The organism is Bradyrhizobium zhengyangense (assembly GCF_022012555.1).
Lineage (GTDB): Bacteria > Pseudomonadota > Alphaproteobacteria > Rhizobiales > Xanthobacteraceae > Bradyrhizobium > Bradyrhizobium zhengyangense.
In genome coordinates this window covers 1-13,427 of the sequence record NZ_JAKLTZ010000001.1, presented here as the reverse complement: position 1 = coordinate 13,427, position 13,427 = coordinate 1, and the positions used below count along the sequence as shown (strand labels likewise).

At 61.9% G+C, this 13,427-nt stretch carries 16 protein-coding genes, 1 tRNA gene and 1 pseudogene; 8 read left to right on the top strand and 10 right to left on the bottom strand.

Going from position 1 to position 13,427, the window contains the following annotated elements; all coding sequences use genetic code 11:
- Nucleotides 1–43: 43 nt before the first annotated feature.
- From L6639_RS00090 to L6639_RS00065, 6 genes are all read right to left on the bottom strand, one after another.
- Nucleotides 44–1,129, bottom strand: coding sequence for a 3-deoxy-7-phosphoheptulonate synthase (locus L6639_RS00090; RefSeq protein WP_338076511.1), 1,086 nt, complete (start codon nucleotides 1,127–1,129; stop codon nucleotides 44–46).
- A 234-nt stretch (nucleotides 1,130–1,363) separates the two neighbouring features.
- Nucleotides 1,364–1,942: an HdeD family acid-resistance protein gene (locus tag L6639_RS00085; RefSeq protein ID WP_237857930.1), complete on the bottom strand. Its 579-nt coding sequence runs from the start codon at nucleotides 1,940–1,942 to the stop codon at nucleotides 1,364–1,366.
- 69 nt (nucleotides 1,943–2,011) lie between these two features.
- The gene (locus L6639_RS00080) at nucleotides 2,012–3,052 is read right to left on the bottom strand and encodes a PrsW family glutamic-type intramembrane protease (protein ID WP_237857928.1); all 1,041 of its coding nucleotides are present in this window, start codon (nucleotides 3,050–3,052) and stop codon (nucleotides 2,012–2,014) included.
- A gap of 569 nt (nucleotides 3,053–3,621) precedes the next feature.
- Nucleotides 3,622–3,879 (bottom strand): hypothetical protein, encoded by a 258-nt coding sequence (locus tag L6639_RS00075; protein ID WP_237857926.1) that lies wholly within the window; start codon nucleotides 3,877–3,879, stop codon nucleotides 3,622–3,624.
- A 128-nt stretch (nucleotides 3,880–4,007) separates the two neighbouring features.
- Nucleotides 4,008–4,634 (bottom strand): PilZ domain-containing protein, encoded by a 627-nt coding sequence (locus L6639_RS00070; protein ID WP_237857918.1) that lies wholly within the window; start codon nucleotides 4,632–4,634, stop codon nucleotides 4,008–4,010.
- Nucleotides 4,635–4,861: 227 nt separating this feature from the next.
- Nucleotides 4,862–5,527 carry a hypothetical protein gene (locus tag L6639_RS00065; protein ID WP_237857916.1) on the bottom strand — a complete coding sequence of 222 codons (666 nt, stop codon included), beginning with the start codon at nucleotides 5,525–5,527 and terminating at the stop codon, nucleotides 4,862–4,864.
- A gap of 529 nt (nucleotides 5,528–6,056) precedes the next feature.
- Here L6639_RS00065 and L6639_RS00060 point away from each other — a divergent pair.
- Nucleotides 6,057–6,227, top strand: a pseudogene (locus L6639_RS00060) (glycosyl transferase); the annotation flags it as partial.
- A gap of 64 nt (nucleotides 6,228–6,291) precedes the next feature.
- Nucleotides 6,292–7,881, top strand: a complete 1,590-nt coding sequence (locus L6639_RS00055) for a hypothetical protein (protein WP_237857914.1) — start codon at nucleotides 6,292–6,294, stop codon at nucleotides 7,879–7,881.
- Between the two features lie 18 nt (nucleotides 7,882–7,899).
- On the opposite strand, the gene L6639_RS00050 is transcribed toward L6639_RS00055, so the two are convergent.
- A tRNA-Glu gene (locus L6639_RS00050) sits at nucleotides 7,900–7,974 on the bottom strand.
- A gap of 228 nt (nucleotides 7,975–8,202) precedes the next feature.
- On the opposite strand from L6639_RS00050, the gene L6639_RS00045 reads away from it, so the two are divergent.
- From L6639_RS00045 to L6639_RS00035, 3 genes are read left to right on the top strand one after another with little or no spacing between them, the layout of a single operon-like run.
- Entirely contained in the window at nucleotides 8,203–8,457 is a 255-nt protein-coding gene (locus L6639_RS00045; protein ID WP_128951962.1) for a PilZ domain-containing protein, read from the top strand.
- Between the two features lie 57 nt (nucleotides 8,458–8,514).
- Nucleotides 8,515–8,745, top strand: coding sequence for a hypothetical protein (locus L6639_RS00040; protein ID WP_237857912.1), 231 nt, complete (start codon nucleotides 8,515–8,517; stop codon nucleotides 8,743–8,745).
- Between the two features lie 7 nt (nucleotides 8,746–8,752).
- Nucleotides 8,753–8,920, top strand: coding sequence for a hypothetical protein (locus L6639_RS00035; RefSeq protein WP_237857911.1), 168 nt, complete (start codon nucleotides 8,753–8,755; stop codon nucleotides 8,918–8,920).
- A 118-nt stretch (nucleotides 8,921–9,038) separates the two neighbouring features.
- Here the strand turns inward: L6639_RS00035 and L6639_RS00030 are convergent, their stop codons facing one another.
- Nucleotides 9,039–9,677, bottom strand: a complete 639-nt coding sequence (locus tag L6639_RS00030; RefSeq protein WP_237857909.1) for a glutathione S-transferase family protein — start codon at nucleotides 9,675–9,677, stop codon at nucleotides 9,039–9,041.
- Nucleotides 9,678–9,706: 29 nt separating this feature from the next.
- On the opposite strand from L6639_RS00030, the gene L6639_RS00025 reads away from it, so the two are divergent.
- The gene (locus L6639_RS00025) at nucleotides 9,707–10,000 is read left to right on the top strand and encodes a hypothetical protein (protein ID WP_237857907.1); all 294 of its coding nucleotides are present in this window, start codon (nucleotides 9,707–9,709) and stop codon (nucleotides 9,998–10,000) included.
- Between the two features lie 82 nt (nucleotides 10,001–10,082).
- Here the strand turns inward: L6639_RS00025 and L6639_RS00020 are convergent, their stop codons facing one another.
- The gene (locus L6639_RS00020) at nucleotides 10,083–10,535 is read right to left on the bottom strand and encodes a VOC family protein (protein WP_237857904.1); all 453 of its coding nucleotides are present in this window, start codon (nucleotides 10,533–10,535) and stop codon (nucleotides 10,083–10,085) included.
- Nucleotides 10,536–10,819: 284 nt separating this feature from the next.
- Between L6639_RS00020 and L6639_RS00015 the strand changes: the two genes are divergently transcribed.
- Nucleotides 10,820–11,311: a hypothetical protein gene (locus tag L6639_RS00015; protein ID WP_237857897.1), complete on the top strand. Its 492-nt coding sequence runs from the start codon at nucleotides 10,820–10,822 to the stop codon at nucleotides 11,309–11,311.
- 169 nt (nucleotides 11,312–11,480) lie between these two features.
- Complete coding sequence (locus L6639_RS00010) at nucleotides 11,481–11,984, top strand: hypothetical protein (protein ID WP_237857891.1); 504 nt, start codon at nucleotides 11,481–11,483, stop codon at nucleotides 11,982–11,984.
- A 560-nt stretch (nucleotides 11,985–12,544) separates the two neighbouring features.
- Here L6639_RS00010 and L6639_RS00005 read toward each other — a convergent pair.
- Nucleotides 12,545–13,427: hypothetical protein (locus L6639_RS00005; RefSeq protein ID WP_237857889.1), on the bottom strand; the 883-nt coding region annotated here is incomplete at its 5' end.

Below are 13,427 nucleotides of genomic sequence, written 5' to 3'. Positions count from 1 at the left end.
GGCAGGGCGCGCACAGCATCGCCCCACCCGCTTTTTGCCCTGATTACGCGGAGCGCTCGTGCAGTCCGGCGCGCGCGGTGTTGCGGCGGATTTCGACTGCATCAGCGAGCTGCTCGAGCACGGTAGCCGTAGTCGCCCAATCAATGCACCCGTCGGTGATGCTCTGGCCGTAAGTCAGCGGCTTGCCTGGTACCACATCCTGACGGCCCGCGACGAGATTGCTCTCGATCATCACGCCCATGATACGATTCTCGCCTCCGGAGATCTGTCCGGCAATGTCGGCCATGACCAGCGGCTGGTTTTCCGGCTTCTTGCTCGAATTGGCGTGGCTGGCATCCACCATCACCAATGGCGCGACGCCGGATTTTGAAAGCTCGTTGCAGGCCGCCGCGACGCTTGCCGGGTCGTAGTTCGGCTTGGCTCCGCCGCGCAGGATGATGTGGCAGTCCTCGTTGCCCGCGGTCGAGGCGATCGCGGAACGGCCGAGCTTCGTCACCGCCATGAAGTGATGCGGATGCGAGGCCGACTTCACCGCGTCCGCGGCGATCCGCACGTTGCCGTCGGTGCCGTTCTTGAAGCCGACCGGGCAGGACAGCCCCGAAGCGAGTTCGCGATGGATCTGGCTCTCGGTGGTGCGTGCGCCGATCGCGGCCCACGAGACGAGGTCGGCGATGTACTGCGGCGTCGTCATGTCGAGGAATTCGGCCCCGGCGGGCAGGCCGAGATTGTTGATGGCGGAGAGCACGTTGCGCGCGAGCCGCAGGCCCTTGTTGATGTCGAAGCTGCCATCGAGATCCGGGTCGTTGATCAGGCCCTTCCAGCCCACGGTGGTGCGCGGCTTCTCGAAATAGACCCGCATCACGATCTCGAGCTGGTCGGCGAGGTCCTCGCGCAAAGCGGCGAGACGCTCGGCGTACTCAAGCGCGGCCTTGGGATCGTGCACCGAGCAGGGGCCGACGACGACCAGCAGCCGGTCGTCATGGCCGTTGAGGATGGCGTGAATGGCGTTGCGAGCCGCCATTACCACACGGGTTGCCGTGAGGGTGCGCGGGACTTCCCGCATCACGTCCTCAGGCGTGCTCAGCTCTTTCAGTTCGCGGATACGAAGATCGTCGGTCGTGCTCAGCACGGCGGGCTCCTGTTTGTTTCGAGAACCTGCCGGCCAATAAAAAAGCCGCCAGGTCTGGCGGCTGTTCGGACTTTTGCTTCAATAACTTAGATTGAGCGCGATCCTCCTGCCGCCAGCAAGCTGTCGTAGCTAAAGTACCAAAAAAAGCTGGTGGCGACGGTGATCATGGTTGGTCATATAGCGTGCCGCCAGCGGGTTGTCACCCCCCATCGGCGCACGCGTGCGCGATGTGCCTCAACTGTTGCTTTTGCGCGCCGCCAGCGCCATGCCGATCAGGGTGGCGCCGCCGAACAAAAGGTTGATGCCGACGAGCACGCCGATGGCCCATTGCGATGAGCTCGGCAGGCCCGTGATCACCATGAACGCGATCGCGATGTCGACAAGGCCCGAGATCAGCAGCCACGACCAGCGGCCGCTCAGCTCGCGGCGATGCTCCAGCGCGTACATAATAGTGGTGACGCCCTCGGCGAGGAAATAGGCGCCGAGTACGATGGTCAGCGTCAGCACGGCTTGCATCGGGCGCGCCAGCAGCAGCATGCCGGCGAGGACGGCGAGGGCCGCCGAGATCAACGACCACCAGAAGCCCGGCGTCGCGCGCGCCCAATAGGTCACGATTAATCCGCCGATGCCGCTGATGAGGAACATCCAGCCGAGGAAGATCGTGATGGCGAGGCTCGCGAGCGGCGGCAGGATCAGCGCGGCAATGCCGAGGACGGCGAGCAAAATGCCTTCGAACAGAAAAGCCTTCCAATGCGCCTTCACCGCCTGACTCATCGCGGATTGCAGCCGTGAATATTCCTCAGGCGATGTCATTGGCAAGCTCCAGATCGAAAGATGCGCGCTTAATCTAGTACGCGCACACCGCGCTTGCCATGCGGTGGATCAACCGCCGCCGTGCGCTGACGAAAAACCGTTGCCAGTTGTGCGGATGCGGTTGCGGCCGAGCACGTAGATCGCGGTCGTAACGACCAACAACGCAAGTCCCAGCAGAATCGAGACGAAGCCGATCGGGATCAGGGCTAGCGTCAAATTGCGCTCGGGGTTGATGAGCCAGTGGTGGATCGAGGTCAGCACGAAGGCGAGGCCAAGGAAGCCGACGCCGCCGCCGGCGAGCCACAGCGCCCACATCCGGCGTAGCTGGCTGAGACGTTCCCGCGCGATATCGGTGCGGGGCGCATGATGGCGGGCGACGCGCCGCACCAGTCGCATGGCGAATGCAATCGAGCTGAAGCCGACCAGCAGGCTCACGCCGCCGAGCCACATTCGCAAGTTAGGATCGAGGTCCGGCATGCGCTGGAGCGTGAGCAGCGGGAAGTCGAACGCCGAATGCAGTGCCAGCGGGCCGGCGAAGATCAGCAGGCGGCTGGAGAGGCGGGCCCAGTCGCGGTGATGGCGGTTCGCGCCTAGCGCCGTGCCGGCGCGCGCGATCGTCAGATACGCGCCGGCGATGATGCCGAGCGCGCCGTGGAACGGCACGGTGAGCACGCTGCGTAGCGCCGCTAGTGATCGCCACATCTCGGCATGTTGCACCAGATAAGCGAGGTTTTCGTAGGCTGCGAAGCCGAGCCCGACAGCGGCGCCGTAGACCACGGTATCCATGGGATTGGCGAAGGTCCGCCGCTTGGTCGAGGACACCAGCACGATCGCGATCACCTTCACGGCCTCCTCGGGCAGCGCGACGCCGAAGACCGAGTGCATGGTGAGCGCCGCCCAGGGATTATCGGGCGCGGCAACCATCTTGGCGAAGGGAGCCCGGGCGAGGCCGAGAAGCGAAATGCTGGCTGCGCCGAGCAGGAATGCCGTCCAGACCTGAGCGGGCGGTCCGGGACGTTCCTCGGCGGCAATCACAAGCCACAGCATCAGCAGTGCCGGGGCGATGGCGGCCGTTCCGATGACGGTGGGTAAAGCTTCAATCAGGTACATCGGCGTCGAAAATAGGTTCCCTTGGCCGGCTTATCCACTCGCAGCAGTGCGACCATCTGTCATGCGCCGGCTGTCAGGTCGCTTAACAAGCTCGACAGCTGGCGTTCATCAGGACCCCTACGTGTAGAATACCAGCGCGATCAATTGCATGACACGACCGCCCTGCCGTCGATGGTAACAAGTCCCGCGTCTGCCCTTGGACCGGAATTGCTAAGTTAGATCAAGATGGTGCGCCAGTTTCTTCGATTTACGATGCACGTCTGCGGGCAGCGAGTCCAGGGGTGGGGACGAACCTCCCCCGGACAACGCTCGGCCGACCTGAGGACCTAGTCACGCTTGGTTGGGCGTTGGCGCGGCGGTGACGCAATTCGGCGGGTTCGGATCTGCTCCAACTCCCAGAGGGCACGTACGAGGCACGTGCCAAGGCAGGAGACCAAAAGGAACAGCAGGAAGGCTTGGTCGACGGCTGGGATCTGCATCATGACAATCATTAAGCAATGCGCATGCCATGGGTTCCCGTTCTCGCCTGTGCTAGGACGCATAGGCGGCAAGGCCCGCGCTTCCGACGCTCAATGCGTGGTGAATGGCAATGGGGCGTCGGGCGCAACATCGAAAGCGCCGAGACGGAATTCCCCGGCGATGCTCTCGTCCGGCTCGGATGCGTGTGCGAGCAGGGTGAATGCGGCTCGCGGGTATTGCTTCCAGATATCCAGATCGCCGGCCGTGATCGTCAACCAGCCGAACGTGTACATGTACCGTCCGGGCTCGGTGACCCGGCCGACCCGGTCCCAAGTAATCTTGTCAACCGTGATCCTGTCGACTGCCATCCGGTCCCCCGATCGCAAGTCTTCAAATGACGTCCGGCACGCCGGACCGTCAAAGGCTGATCCTGCATTGGGGCCGGGTTAGGGCAGCGATTGATGGGCAAGGATCGCAGGAGACTGAGCCCACGGCGTTAAGCTGGCTGCAGCACGGCCTGGCGAACGAGCAAACGGACGAGGTCGTCGCGCTCCTGCTTCTCGGCGAACTTCACCGCAAAGCCATTGTCGAACTTGCGGATGACGCGACCGACGCAGGCCCCGACGGCAAGCGGGGTTCCGATCGGCGGGTCGTATTCGCAGGAGATCGCGACGCCGGCGGTGGAGACGTCGATGATGAAACAGGAATGGCTGCTGCCGTCGGCGAGCGTCAGGATAGTGTGGGAGGCCTGCGGTACGAAACGCGCATCGCGCCGCAGCTCCTTGATGCTATCGTCCCTCTGCTTTTTCTCGAGCCAGGTCAGCTTTTCCGACATCCAGGCGCGACGCGCCCGCGTCATGTCGAGCTCCATCAGGAAGCCCGACTTGAGCGTCGCGCTGATGGTGCACTGGAATTCGCCGAAATCCTGGAAGTAGGAGGTCACGCGCTCGCCGATCTTGCCGACGACCGGCACGTCCACGATCATGCGGAACGGCGAGACGCGCTTGGTGCGGCAGGCGAAGTTTCGCAGCTTGCCCTCGCAATCGTACCAGCGATGCAGCGAATAGCTGCCGCTCACGCTCACTTCCACTGCTCGCTGCCTGAGGAATTCTGCGACGGACATAAGCGCCAGATTGTGTTTCGGATTGTTTCCGTAATTCCACGGTAGCAATCAAATTCTAAGCAAATGATACCGGAGCTCAGGAGCAGGGGTAAATTTCTGGTAAATGGGCGCGCCGATTGTGTGCCGGGGGTGGCGGCAAAACGTCCCGGTTATAGGGCGCGTGCATCACAACGGCGTCATCGCGACCGCTCCGGCCATTTTGGCCTCCCGCGGATCGGACGAGGTCTTCAAACAGTGCCGAGCAGCACCACCAGCAGCAGCGCACCGATGGCGATCACGAATTTGATGGTCGTAAAAGTCAGGCTGTCGACCCCGATCTCCCATCCGAGTCGTAGCCGTGCACGTCGCATCGCAAGCGATCCGAGCGCTTCGACCACGGAGAGCGCAAGGGCCATGCCGGCGATGTAGGCCCACGACTGCGACGGCGGCAGGAGCGGCGCAAGCCAGACGGGGGCGGAAGTTCGCAAGCACGCGAGCAGGGCGATCCATCCGATCCACGACGCGAACCCTTTGATGAGGTCGGGCCCAACCGTATCGGGCTCGAACCGGACGCCGACCGCCGCGAAGGCGCTTTCGATGCGCTCGTCGTCGGCCAAGAACAGAAACGCGCCGAGATAGAGAGGAATGCGCGACATGCAAAGAATGGCGATCGCGCCGAACAGGACGATATAGCCGAAGAGATCACCGAGGATGTCCAGGCCGCTCTTTCGTGCCGACACCGGTGCGGCGGCGGGCTGATGCTGGGGCATCGATCTGGCGCGCGCCATGTGCTCCAGCATCTTGGCGCGCCGGTCCGGTGAATATGCTGCCGTGCGGTGCATCCAGGTGGGAGGCGCGCTCGTCGTCGACGCGATGCCGGACTGGTCGTTCGTGGTGGATTTGGGCTGCTCCATGCGCCGAACCAGATCTTTCAGTCCGTGACACCATCGCGGCGGGCGAGGCGGTTTCCTTCCGACATTGGTCGAAGGTGAGGGGCAGGGAGGTTCATGCCGGAACGCGATCTATCTATCGCCGGGCGGGGCAAAGCTGCCCGTCGACGTTCTAGCCGGGACCTCTCTCAAAGCCCTGATGCCAGACACATCCAGCAAGCCCTCGTCGACCATCTTCCTGTTGATCTCGCCCTCCAGTTGCGCTTGTGTACTGCGAGGTCTGGGGGACCATATTGATGCCTATTTTCACGGCCGCTGCGTTTTTTGCAGCAGCGTTTGATTTTGCAGTTGGTTTCAGTTCGAGCAGGCTCAACCGGGCCTTGCAATGGACATGACCGTAGCGTCCGGCTGCCTGTCGCCGCGAAAAGCGGGCATTCTCGATCACGCTGGGCGCGTCGCCACGGATCGCGTGGCGTGGCGCGAGAAAAACAGCTTTTTCCACCGCGAGGACGAGCGTTATCTCCGGTTTCTGATTCCGGCCGGGAGTCGCGTCGGCGATTTCGACCTGATCTTCGGCGCATCGAAGCTCAATCTGAAGTCGGTGGATCTGCCGATCCGCTACGTAGCACGCACCTGTGGCGAGACCCGGATCTCGAAGTTTCGACACGGCTGGATGTTGCTGAAGATGGTGGCTTTCGCCTTCCTCAAGATCAAGGCGATCTAGGTCGCGGACAATGTCAAACGATTGCTGCTTCCCTGACGCCCGCCTGAGCGGGAGGATCAGAACCTTGCTGATCCTCATCGTCCCCGCATTGTATCTGGCGGCGACGTTGCTCTATTCGGCCTGGCAGGCGGTGTGGGGCGTCCAGGTCGATCCGGAGTCGGCCTACACCATGAACGGGCTCGTGGCCGCCGCCGGATATGGCTCGTTGAAGTTCGATCATCCGGGAACGACCACGACACTTCTCGTCGAGTTGATCGTCAGAGGCTGGGCCTTGCTCGCCCGGGCCGACGATATCGTCGAATTCGGGCTCAAGCACTACGATGCGATCACCTATGCGGCGCGGACATGCGAGGCGCTGGTTCTCACCGGTGCGTTGCTGGCCGGTGGGCTGATCGTCGGCCGGACCACGCGCAGCGCCATTGCTGCGATGCTGTTTCAGGCCGGCGCGTTCGTCCATTCCGATGCGTTCCACTATCAGACGGTGCTCGCGCCCGAGAGCCTCATGGTCGCCATCGCCCTGTTCGGCATGGCGATCGTGGTCAAGGCGACGCTCGACGAGCATCCGCCGGAGACGCGCCTCGGTGTCGCGTCCGGATTGATTTTTGCGCTCGGGTTCGCAACCAAATATCTCTATCTCCCGCAGGCGCTGTTTGCCGTGTGCCTGCTCAGAAATCGGCGCGCTTTCGTCGCCGCCTTGATCACCGGGGCGATCGGCTTCGTTGCCTTCAGTCTGATCTTCAATCCGGGAACGATCACGCGCGGTTTCGGGTGGCTTGTGCAAATCGCGACCCACAAGGGCACTTACGGCGAAGGCGAGCCCGGCTTCATCGACTTCAAGACCTTCTGGTCCAACATGCGCGAGATCGCGGCATCGGCGCCGTTCGTGACTGGCGTCTACGTTGCTGCCGCGGTGGTGGCGCTGGCGTCGTGGATCAAGAACCGGGCCTGGCGGGAGCCGGTCAACCTGTCACTCGGTGCCGCCGTGCTGATCTTTGCCGCCCATCTGGTGGCAACGTCGAAGCACTTTGCGCTGCACTACATGATGGCGTCCTGGGTCCTGACCGGCGGCGTGCTCGTCCTGGTCGTGGTGCAGATCAGACGTCTGCTCCCGGCCATCCCGTCGGCCGCGCTGAGCCTCGTCGCCGGCGGCCTGTGTGTTGCCATGGGTGCGACAACACTGATCGACGCGCGCGCTACGGCGCTGCAATCATCCGCCCTGAACGCGATCGGGGCCAGGCTCTCGAAGGCCGTGGTCACGGCCGGACCCGCCTGCGCCAACGTTTCCGGCATGTTCACGCGCGCGCCGGAGAACAACGACATGAACCACGGCTGGGACATGACGCTGCGGCCGTGGGGCGACCAGCCGATGCGGGAGCGGTTCTCCAAAGCCTATGCCGGAGCCTTCACGGTCCCGCTGCTGGACCACAACACCTACACCCACGTCCTGAAGAACGACTTTCGTCCCTACAGCTATGAAAGGCTGGCGGCTGACTATCCCTGCCTGATTGTCCGCTCGGCGGTGGAGCTCGATGCCGAGAATTCGATCGGGCTATTGGCCCTGAAGCCGGACCATTGCGTGATCGAGGGGATCCACGTCTATACGGTCGGGCTCGCCTGCGCCAAGGTGCAGGGCGAGTTCGCGGCCGGGCGGTGAGGGGGAAGCCTGGTTGCGTGGCGCTCCCTAGCGGAATCGAACCGCTCTCTCCACCGTGAAAGGGTGGCGTCCTAACCGATAGACGAAGGGAGCAAACGCAAGGCCACGCCGCAGAATGGCGACAGGCCCGCTGGCCGGCCGAGTCGTGCCCGGCGGCTTGCAGCGGGCGAACGTATAGTGGCCTTTGCGGCCGTGGGCAAGCCGTTCCGGCAGGCTCTTTGGGCCCCGGTGGATAGCCGCCCCGGGCTCGTTCGGAACGTGATTGCAACGGTTTCTTAGGGTTCCCTGGGCTAGCGCTGAGGGCGGGAGATCTTTTAGCCGATGCCTCAGCCCAAGAAGCGCGCAGCCCGCAAGCTGCTGTCGCAGCACGCCTGGATCACGCTCGACGGCGGATTCGCGGCGCGGCATTGCCTGGTCCAGGACATCTCGGCCTCGGGGGCCAGGATCACGCTGGACGAGGATGCCAGCCAGCTTCCGGGCGTGATCCGGATGGCCTTCGCGCGGGATGCGCGGACCGGGCGGAGCTGCCAGGTGGTCTGGCGCCGCGGCAAGTCGGCGGGCATCAGGTTCCTCTGAACTGCCGCTGCGGCCGTCCGGATGGCGCCCGGTAGCCTGCCACGCTACAAGGGCCGCATGCGTACCCTTCTCATGCTCGTCTCGCTCGCGATGACCACCGCCGCCGCGGCCGAGACCCTGCGCCTGCCGCCCACCGAGCCATCCAGCAAGACCCTGCCGCTCAAGGGCTCCAGTGGGACGGCGAAGGCCAACGCCTGCGCCGCCTATGGCCGGGGCTTCACCATGGTCGAGGGGACCTGCGTGAAGATCGGCGGGACGGTCAGCGTCGACACCGTGGTCAGGCACTGAGGCCTGGATGTCACCGGATCTGGTGCGGCTCGATCTTCTTGTTCCCGCGCTGATGTATTGCGCGCTGCTGTGGTGGGTCGGCCGCGGGCTCTCATGGCCCGCAAGGCTGGCGACCGCGGTGGTGACCCTGGCGCTGATCGCCATCGTCGTGCTCGTCGAGCGTGTCAGGCGTTAGGCCTTTCAAACCAAAACGCGAAAACAACCCCATGCACAGTAGACGCCGCGCGGGGGCCATTTTGCGCCCGGACGGCGATTCAGCGCGCGCTCTCCGTAGCTTAAGCCGCGCCGGCGGCTCACGACATCGGCGGGGCCACATGCTCGGCAAACCCGGGCCGCTTGCCGAGCCCGGCGAGCCACCGCGTCAGGTTCGGCTGTGCCGGTCGGGTGATGCCCTCGACGCCGAGCCAGCGCCGCGCATAGGCGCCGATGGCGATGTCGGCGAGCGTGAACGCATCGCCCTCCATGAACGGCCGCGAGGCCAGATGGTGGTCGGCGATCGCCCAGACCTCGGCGGCGGCATCGGCATCCTTCTGCGCCTTGACCATGTCGCGCTCGGCCGGCGGCGTGCGCACGATGCCCCAGAACACGGGGCGGTCGACCGGCTGCACCATCGACAGCGTCCAGTCGAGCCAGCGGTCGACGCCGGCGCGCCGCTTCGGCGCCTCCGGATAGATTGGCGTGCCGCGCCCATGCGCCATGCAGAGATAGCGCATGATCGAATTGGATTCCCACAGCGCGAAGTCGCCCTCGACCAGCGTCGGCACCCGCGCATTCGGATTCATGGCGAGATAGCCGGGCTCGCGGGTCTTGCCGTAAGCCATGCCGGCATCGATCCGCTGATAGGGCAGCTCGAGCTCCGTCAGGCACCACAGCACCTTCTGCACGTTGACCGAATTGGCGCGGCCCCAGATCGTCAGCTTTGTGTCCGGCATCGAGCGTCTCCCGCGGCGTTCCCTTTTGTTTGAGCATGATCTTTTCGGAAAACCGCTTCACACTTTTCCGGGATCATGCTCTGCCGCGGGTGATAGCGGAATTTCGCGCGAGCAGCGACGGGCATTGCCGCGCGCCTCTCATGCAAAAAGCTCCGCTCGGGGGAGCGAAGCTTTCCTTGCAGGCCAGCCGAATGCGCGACATCAGCAAAATGCGTTTGCGCTTGAGACAAACGCAAAATGCGTTTGCTCAGGAATCAATGGCCGAAGAACAGCCACAGCAGAATGATCACCGGGATAGGCACGCCCAGCATCCACAACAATAAACCGCGTCCCATTGTTTCCTCCTCCAATTGCATTGTCCTGGAGTGAACGCGGGGGAACGACGGTGGTTCCTGCCGATAGCGCCTACCAATGGCCGGTATTCGGCATCGACGCCCACGGCTCGGCCGGCGCCTTCGGCTCGCCCTTCTGCAACAGCTCGATCGAGTGCAGATCGGGCGAGCGGACGAAGGCCATGTTGCCGTCGCGCGGCGGCCGGTTGATGGTGACGCCGGCCTTCTGCAGCTTCTCGCAGGTGGCGTAGATGTCGTCGACCTCATAGGCGAGATGGCCGAAGAAGCGGTCCTCGCCATACTTCTCCTCGTCCCAATTATAGGTGAGCTCGACCAGCGGCGCGCCACGCGTCTGCGGCTGCTTCTTCAGCGCCTCGAGATCGTCCGACGAGCACAGGAACACGAGCGTGAATCGCCCCTTGTCGTTCTCGATCCGCCGCACCTCCTTCAGCCCCAGCGCATCCTGGTAAAACTTCAGCGCGACATCGAGATTGCGCACGCGCAGCATGGTGTGGAGATAACGCATGGTTGTTGCTCCCTTTGGGTCGGAGGGTTTTGCTTTGGGCCGGGATGGCGGGGGAGAGATAGCAGGAAAGTGGGGGGAGGGGCAGGGGGCGGGGGGAAATGTGTGCGAAGGCGAGGCTGTGAGGCAAATCGGCGAAGTGTGGGTCAGCGTGTCAGTAACGAATTTACCGCACTCAATTTTGGTGCCCGTGCACTGGCGAGCAATTCGGTGCACTCAGCGCACTTCCGCCTTGACCGTCCCTGCTCGCGGGGTCAACCTGTGGTTTTACGCATTCAGGGGAGGCTATGTCCGATCCGCTGCAAACATCGAGAAGTGCTTTTCTGCGGAAGCTAAGTGAGGAAATTGGAAGTCATCGCCGTCGGCGCACGTTCGATGCTGGCTTGCACCAATTTCTGGTCATCGGGGCTGCTATTGCGGGGTTCGCGGCCCTGGCCTTAGGACTGATCGCGAAAAATAGTCCGGAACATGCGACCTGGGCCGCGTGGGCCGGAGCCACAGGGGCTCTCACGAGTGTGGCGACGATCCTTTTGCAACAGCTTCATTGCGTCAAAGCGGTGAACTGGCACGATCGTATGGCAGTCGAGCTGGATGTGATCCGGGACAAATTTCTTTTCAAACACAATTCTGCGCCTAGCGAGGCCGAACTTGCAGAGTTGGTCGAGGAGGTTGCAGAACTCAAAATGCGAATGCTTGACGCCTGGGAGCGTATCGTAAGTACAGGTCTATCAGCGTTTGGGCGCATCAAGAGACCCCCAAAAGGGCAGCGCGAAACGTAGATCTGGAAACTACGGAATTACGAAATTGCGATGACGGTGCACTCAATTCACAATGGCTGTTAGGCGGCCGCATTGCGATGGCGTGTGGAGTTTAGTGCACTGTCACTGTAATCACCCTGTAATCACCGGCTCATTGATTAATGGACTCAGCAAAGGAAGGTGCGCGAATATGGCGGTAGACCCGAATATGGCGACAGACCCGAATACGCCGATGATCGTGAAAGACAGTTTGACTCTCACTATTGGGCTGGGCGTCGCAGTGTGGGGCGCGCTGAATGTCGGCTTCACAGTCGCCAAAATGGTGAACGAACGACGAGATGCGGTCATAATTGGAAAGATTGATAAGGTAGATCTTTCGGTCGAGCATAAACAGCTCATCTTGAGAGCTGACTGGCTACCGATGATTTTCGTCGCGGTTCTTCTCAGCCTACTAACAATTGCCCTTGCGGGTCTTGTGCCGCAGGTTACCCCCACAGGCTGGTTCACTGAGTTTTGGAAGAACGTTTGGCAGTCCGTCCTAGCGATAATATTCATTGCCGCTGCATTCGGCTGGGGCATCCTCGGCACCATGGAATATGAGCTACTGAAACAATGCGCGGCGAAGCACCCTCCTGCGGCCCAGCCTGATACAGCATGTCCCGCATGCCTTGCCTTGCTTAAAGAAGCCAAATGAGATGGGAAAGCTCGTAGGATCGGTTGAGCTCTTGCGAAACCCATCACTGTCGCCGTAATCCCCAAGCTGTCCGATGAGTAAAGAATTACGGTGCTCCTCCCGACGTGCACTAGTCGGCAGTCATCGTAAGTGAATTTAGTGCGCGTCACCGTAATTAGGATGAGGAGAGCGAGAGCGGCGTGAGGTTAGTGCCTCGTGAAGAACTCGTCCGCTTCGAGCCTCAGCGCGGTCAACCGACGCTCGAAGAGCTGAATTCTCCCGCATAGCTCGTTTTTGGCATTGTTGAGATATCTTAAGGTCTCGCGAAATGTAGTCCGATGTTGCTGATGCAAGCGCTTCAAGGACGCAACTTCGCCTTGCCGCTCCGCCAATGCGGTCGGTTCCCATTCCTCTGGATTTCCGACTGTCTGGAATTACGGTGACAGTGCACTCAATTGCTTTCGCCGAGCACTATTCGAAGTCGCTGCAAGGCCAATTGAGTGCACTGTCACCGTAATTCGGGGCACTCCGCTGGGGTCTGGCTGTAGTCGGTGGGATTGGGTTTGAGTGCTGGCACTGGTTCAGTGCATAGCAAGCAAGACCAGCCAACCAATCCAGCTCAATAAGCCAAGAACGGTACCGGTAAATGCTAACACACGAGAGGTACGACTTTCGAGCAATCGATCAATGCGGTTTGCCAGCGACCGGCCTGCCGTCTTCAGTTTACCCCGAAGGGCAAGATCGATGACATGTCGAAAAAAGTGGACCTTGGTGTTCGTGGACTCGTTCATGCGAATAAACTCGCGCCGAGTGAAGCACTCAGCCTCCTCCCCGCCTTCAAGGAAGCCTTTCGGCATGTCGCCTTGGAGCAGCATCAAGTTTTGAAGTTGCTTGTGTGGCGCGTAGTTGTGGCCGTACCGCGCGCGCAGGATGTCGTTCAAGTTTAACCGCACTTCGACCGGAATGTTGGGCGCATCGAGCCCGGTGAGCTTTCGATAACGATGCTCAAGGTGCTCGAAGCCGAATAGTTGGCCTCTCATGTTCCAGTGGATCCAGTACATGAGGCGTCGGTCGCGGGCGAACTTGTAAAACCTCGAAAGGAGATCCATCTCGATCTCGTCAAGGTTGGCGTCAACCTGGTCCTTCGGGATATTCAGAAGGTCGGCCGACAGATGGAATGCGAAGCTTTGGGTTTGCGCCGTGGGGTAGTGCATGACCACGATCGAGGTGATCCGCGGCGAGTGGCCTTCCAGGTTCTCATCGAAGAGCATTTCCGACGAATAGTGTATGATGAAGTACTGCGCCGGGTTCTTCCGGATTGCCTTGAAAAACGATCTTGCGTCCACTGCTGATTCCGCTCGATGTCGCCCACCATTCCGGAATAATCTCGCCCACCGTTCCGATTTGATGTCGCCCACCATTCCGAGATGATCTCGCCCACCATTCCGGGATGATGTCGCCCGG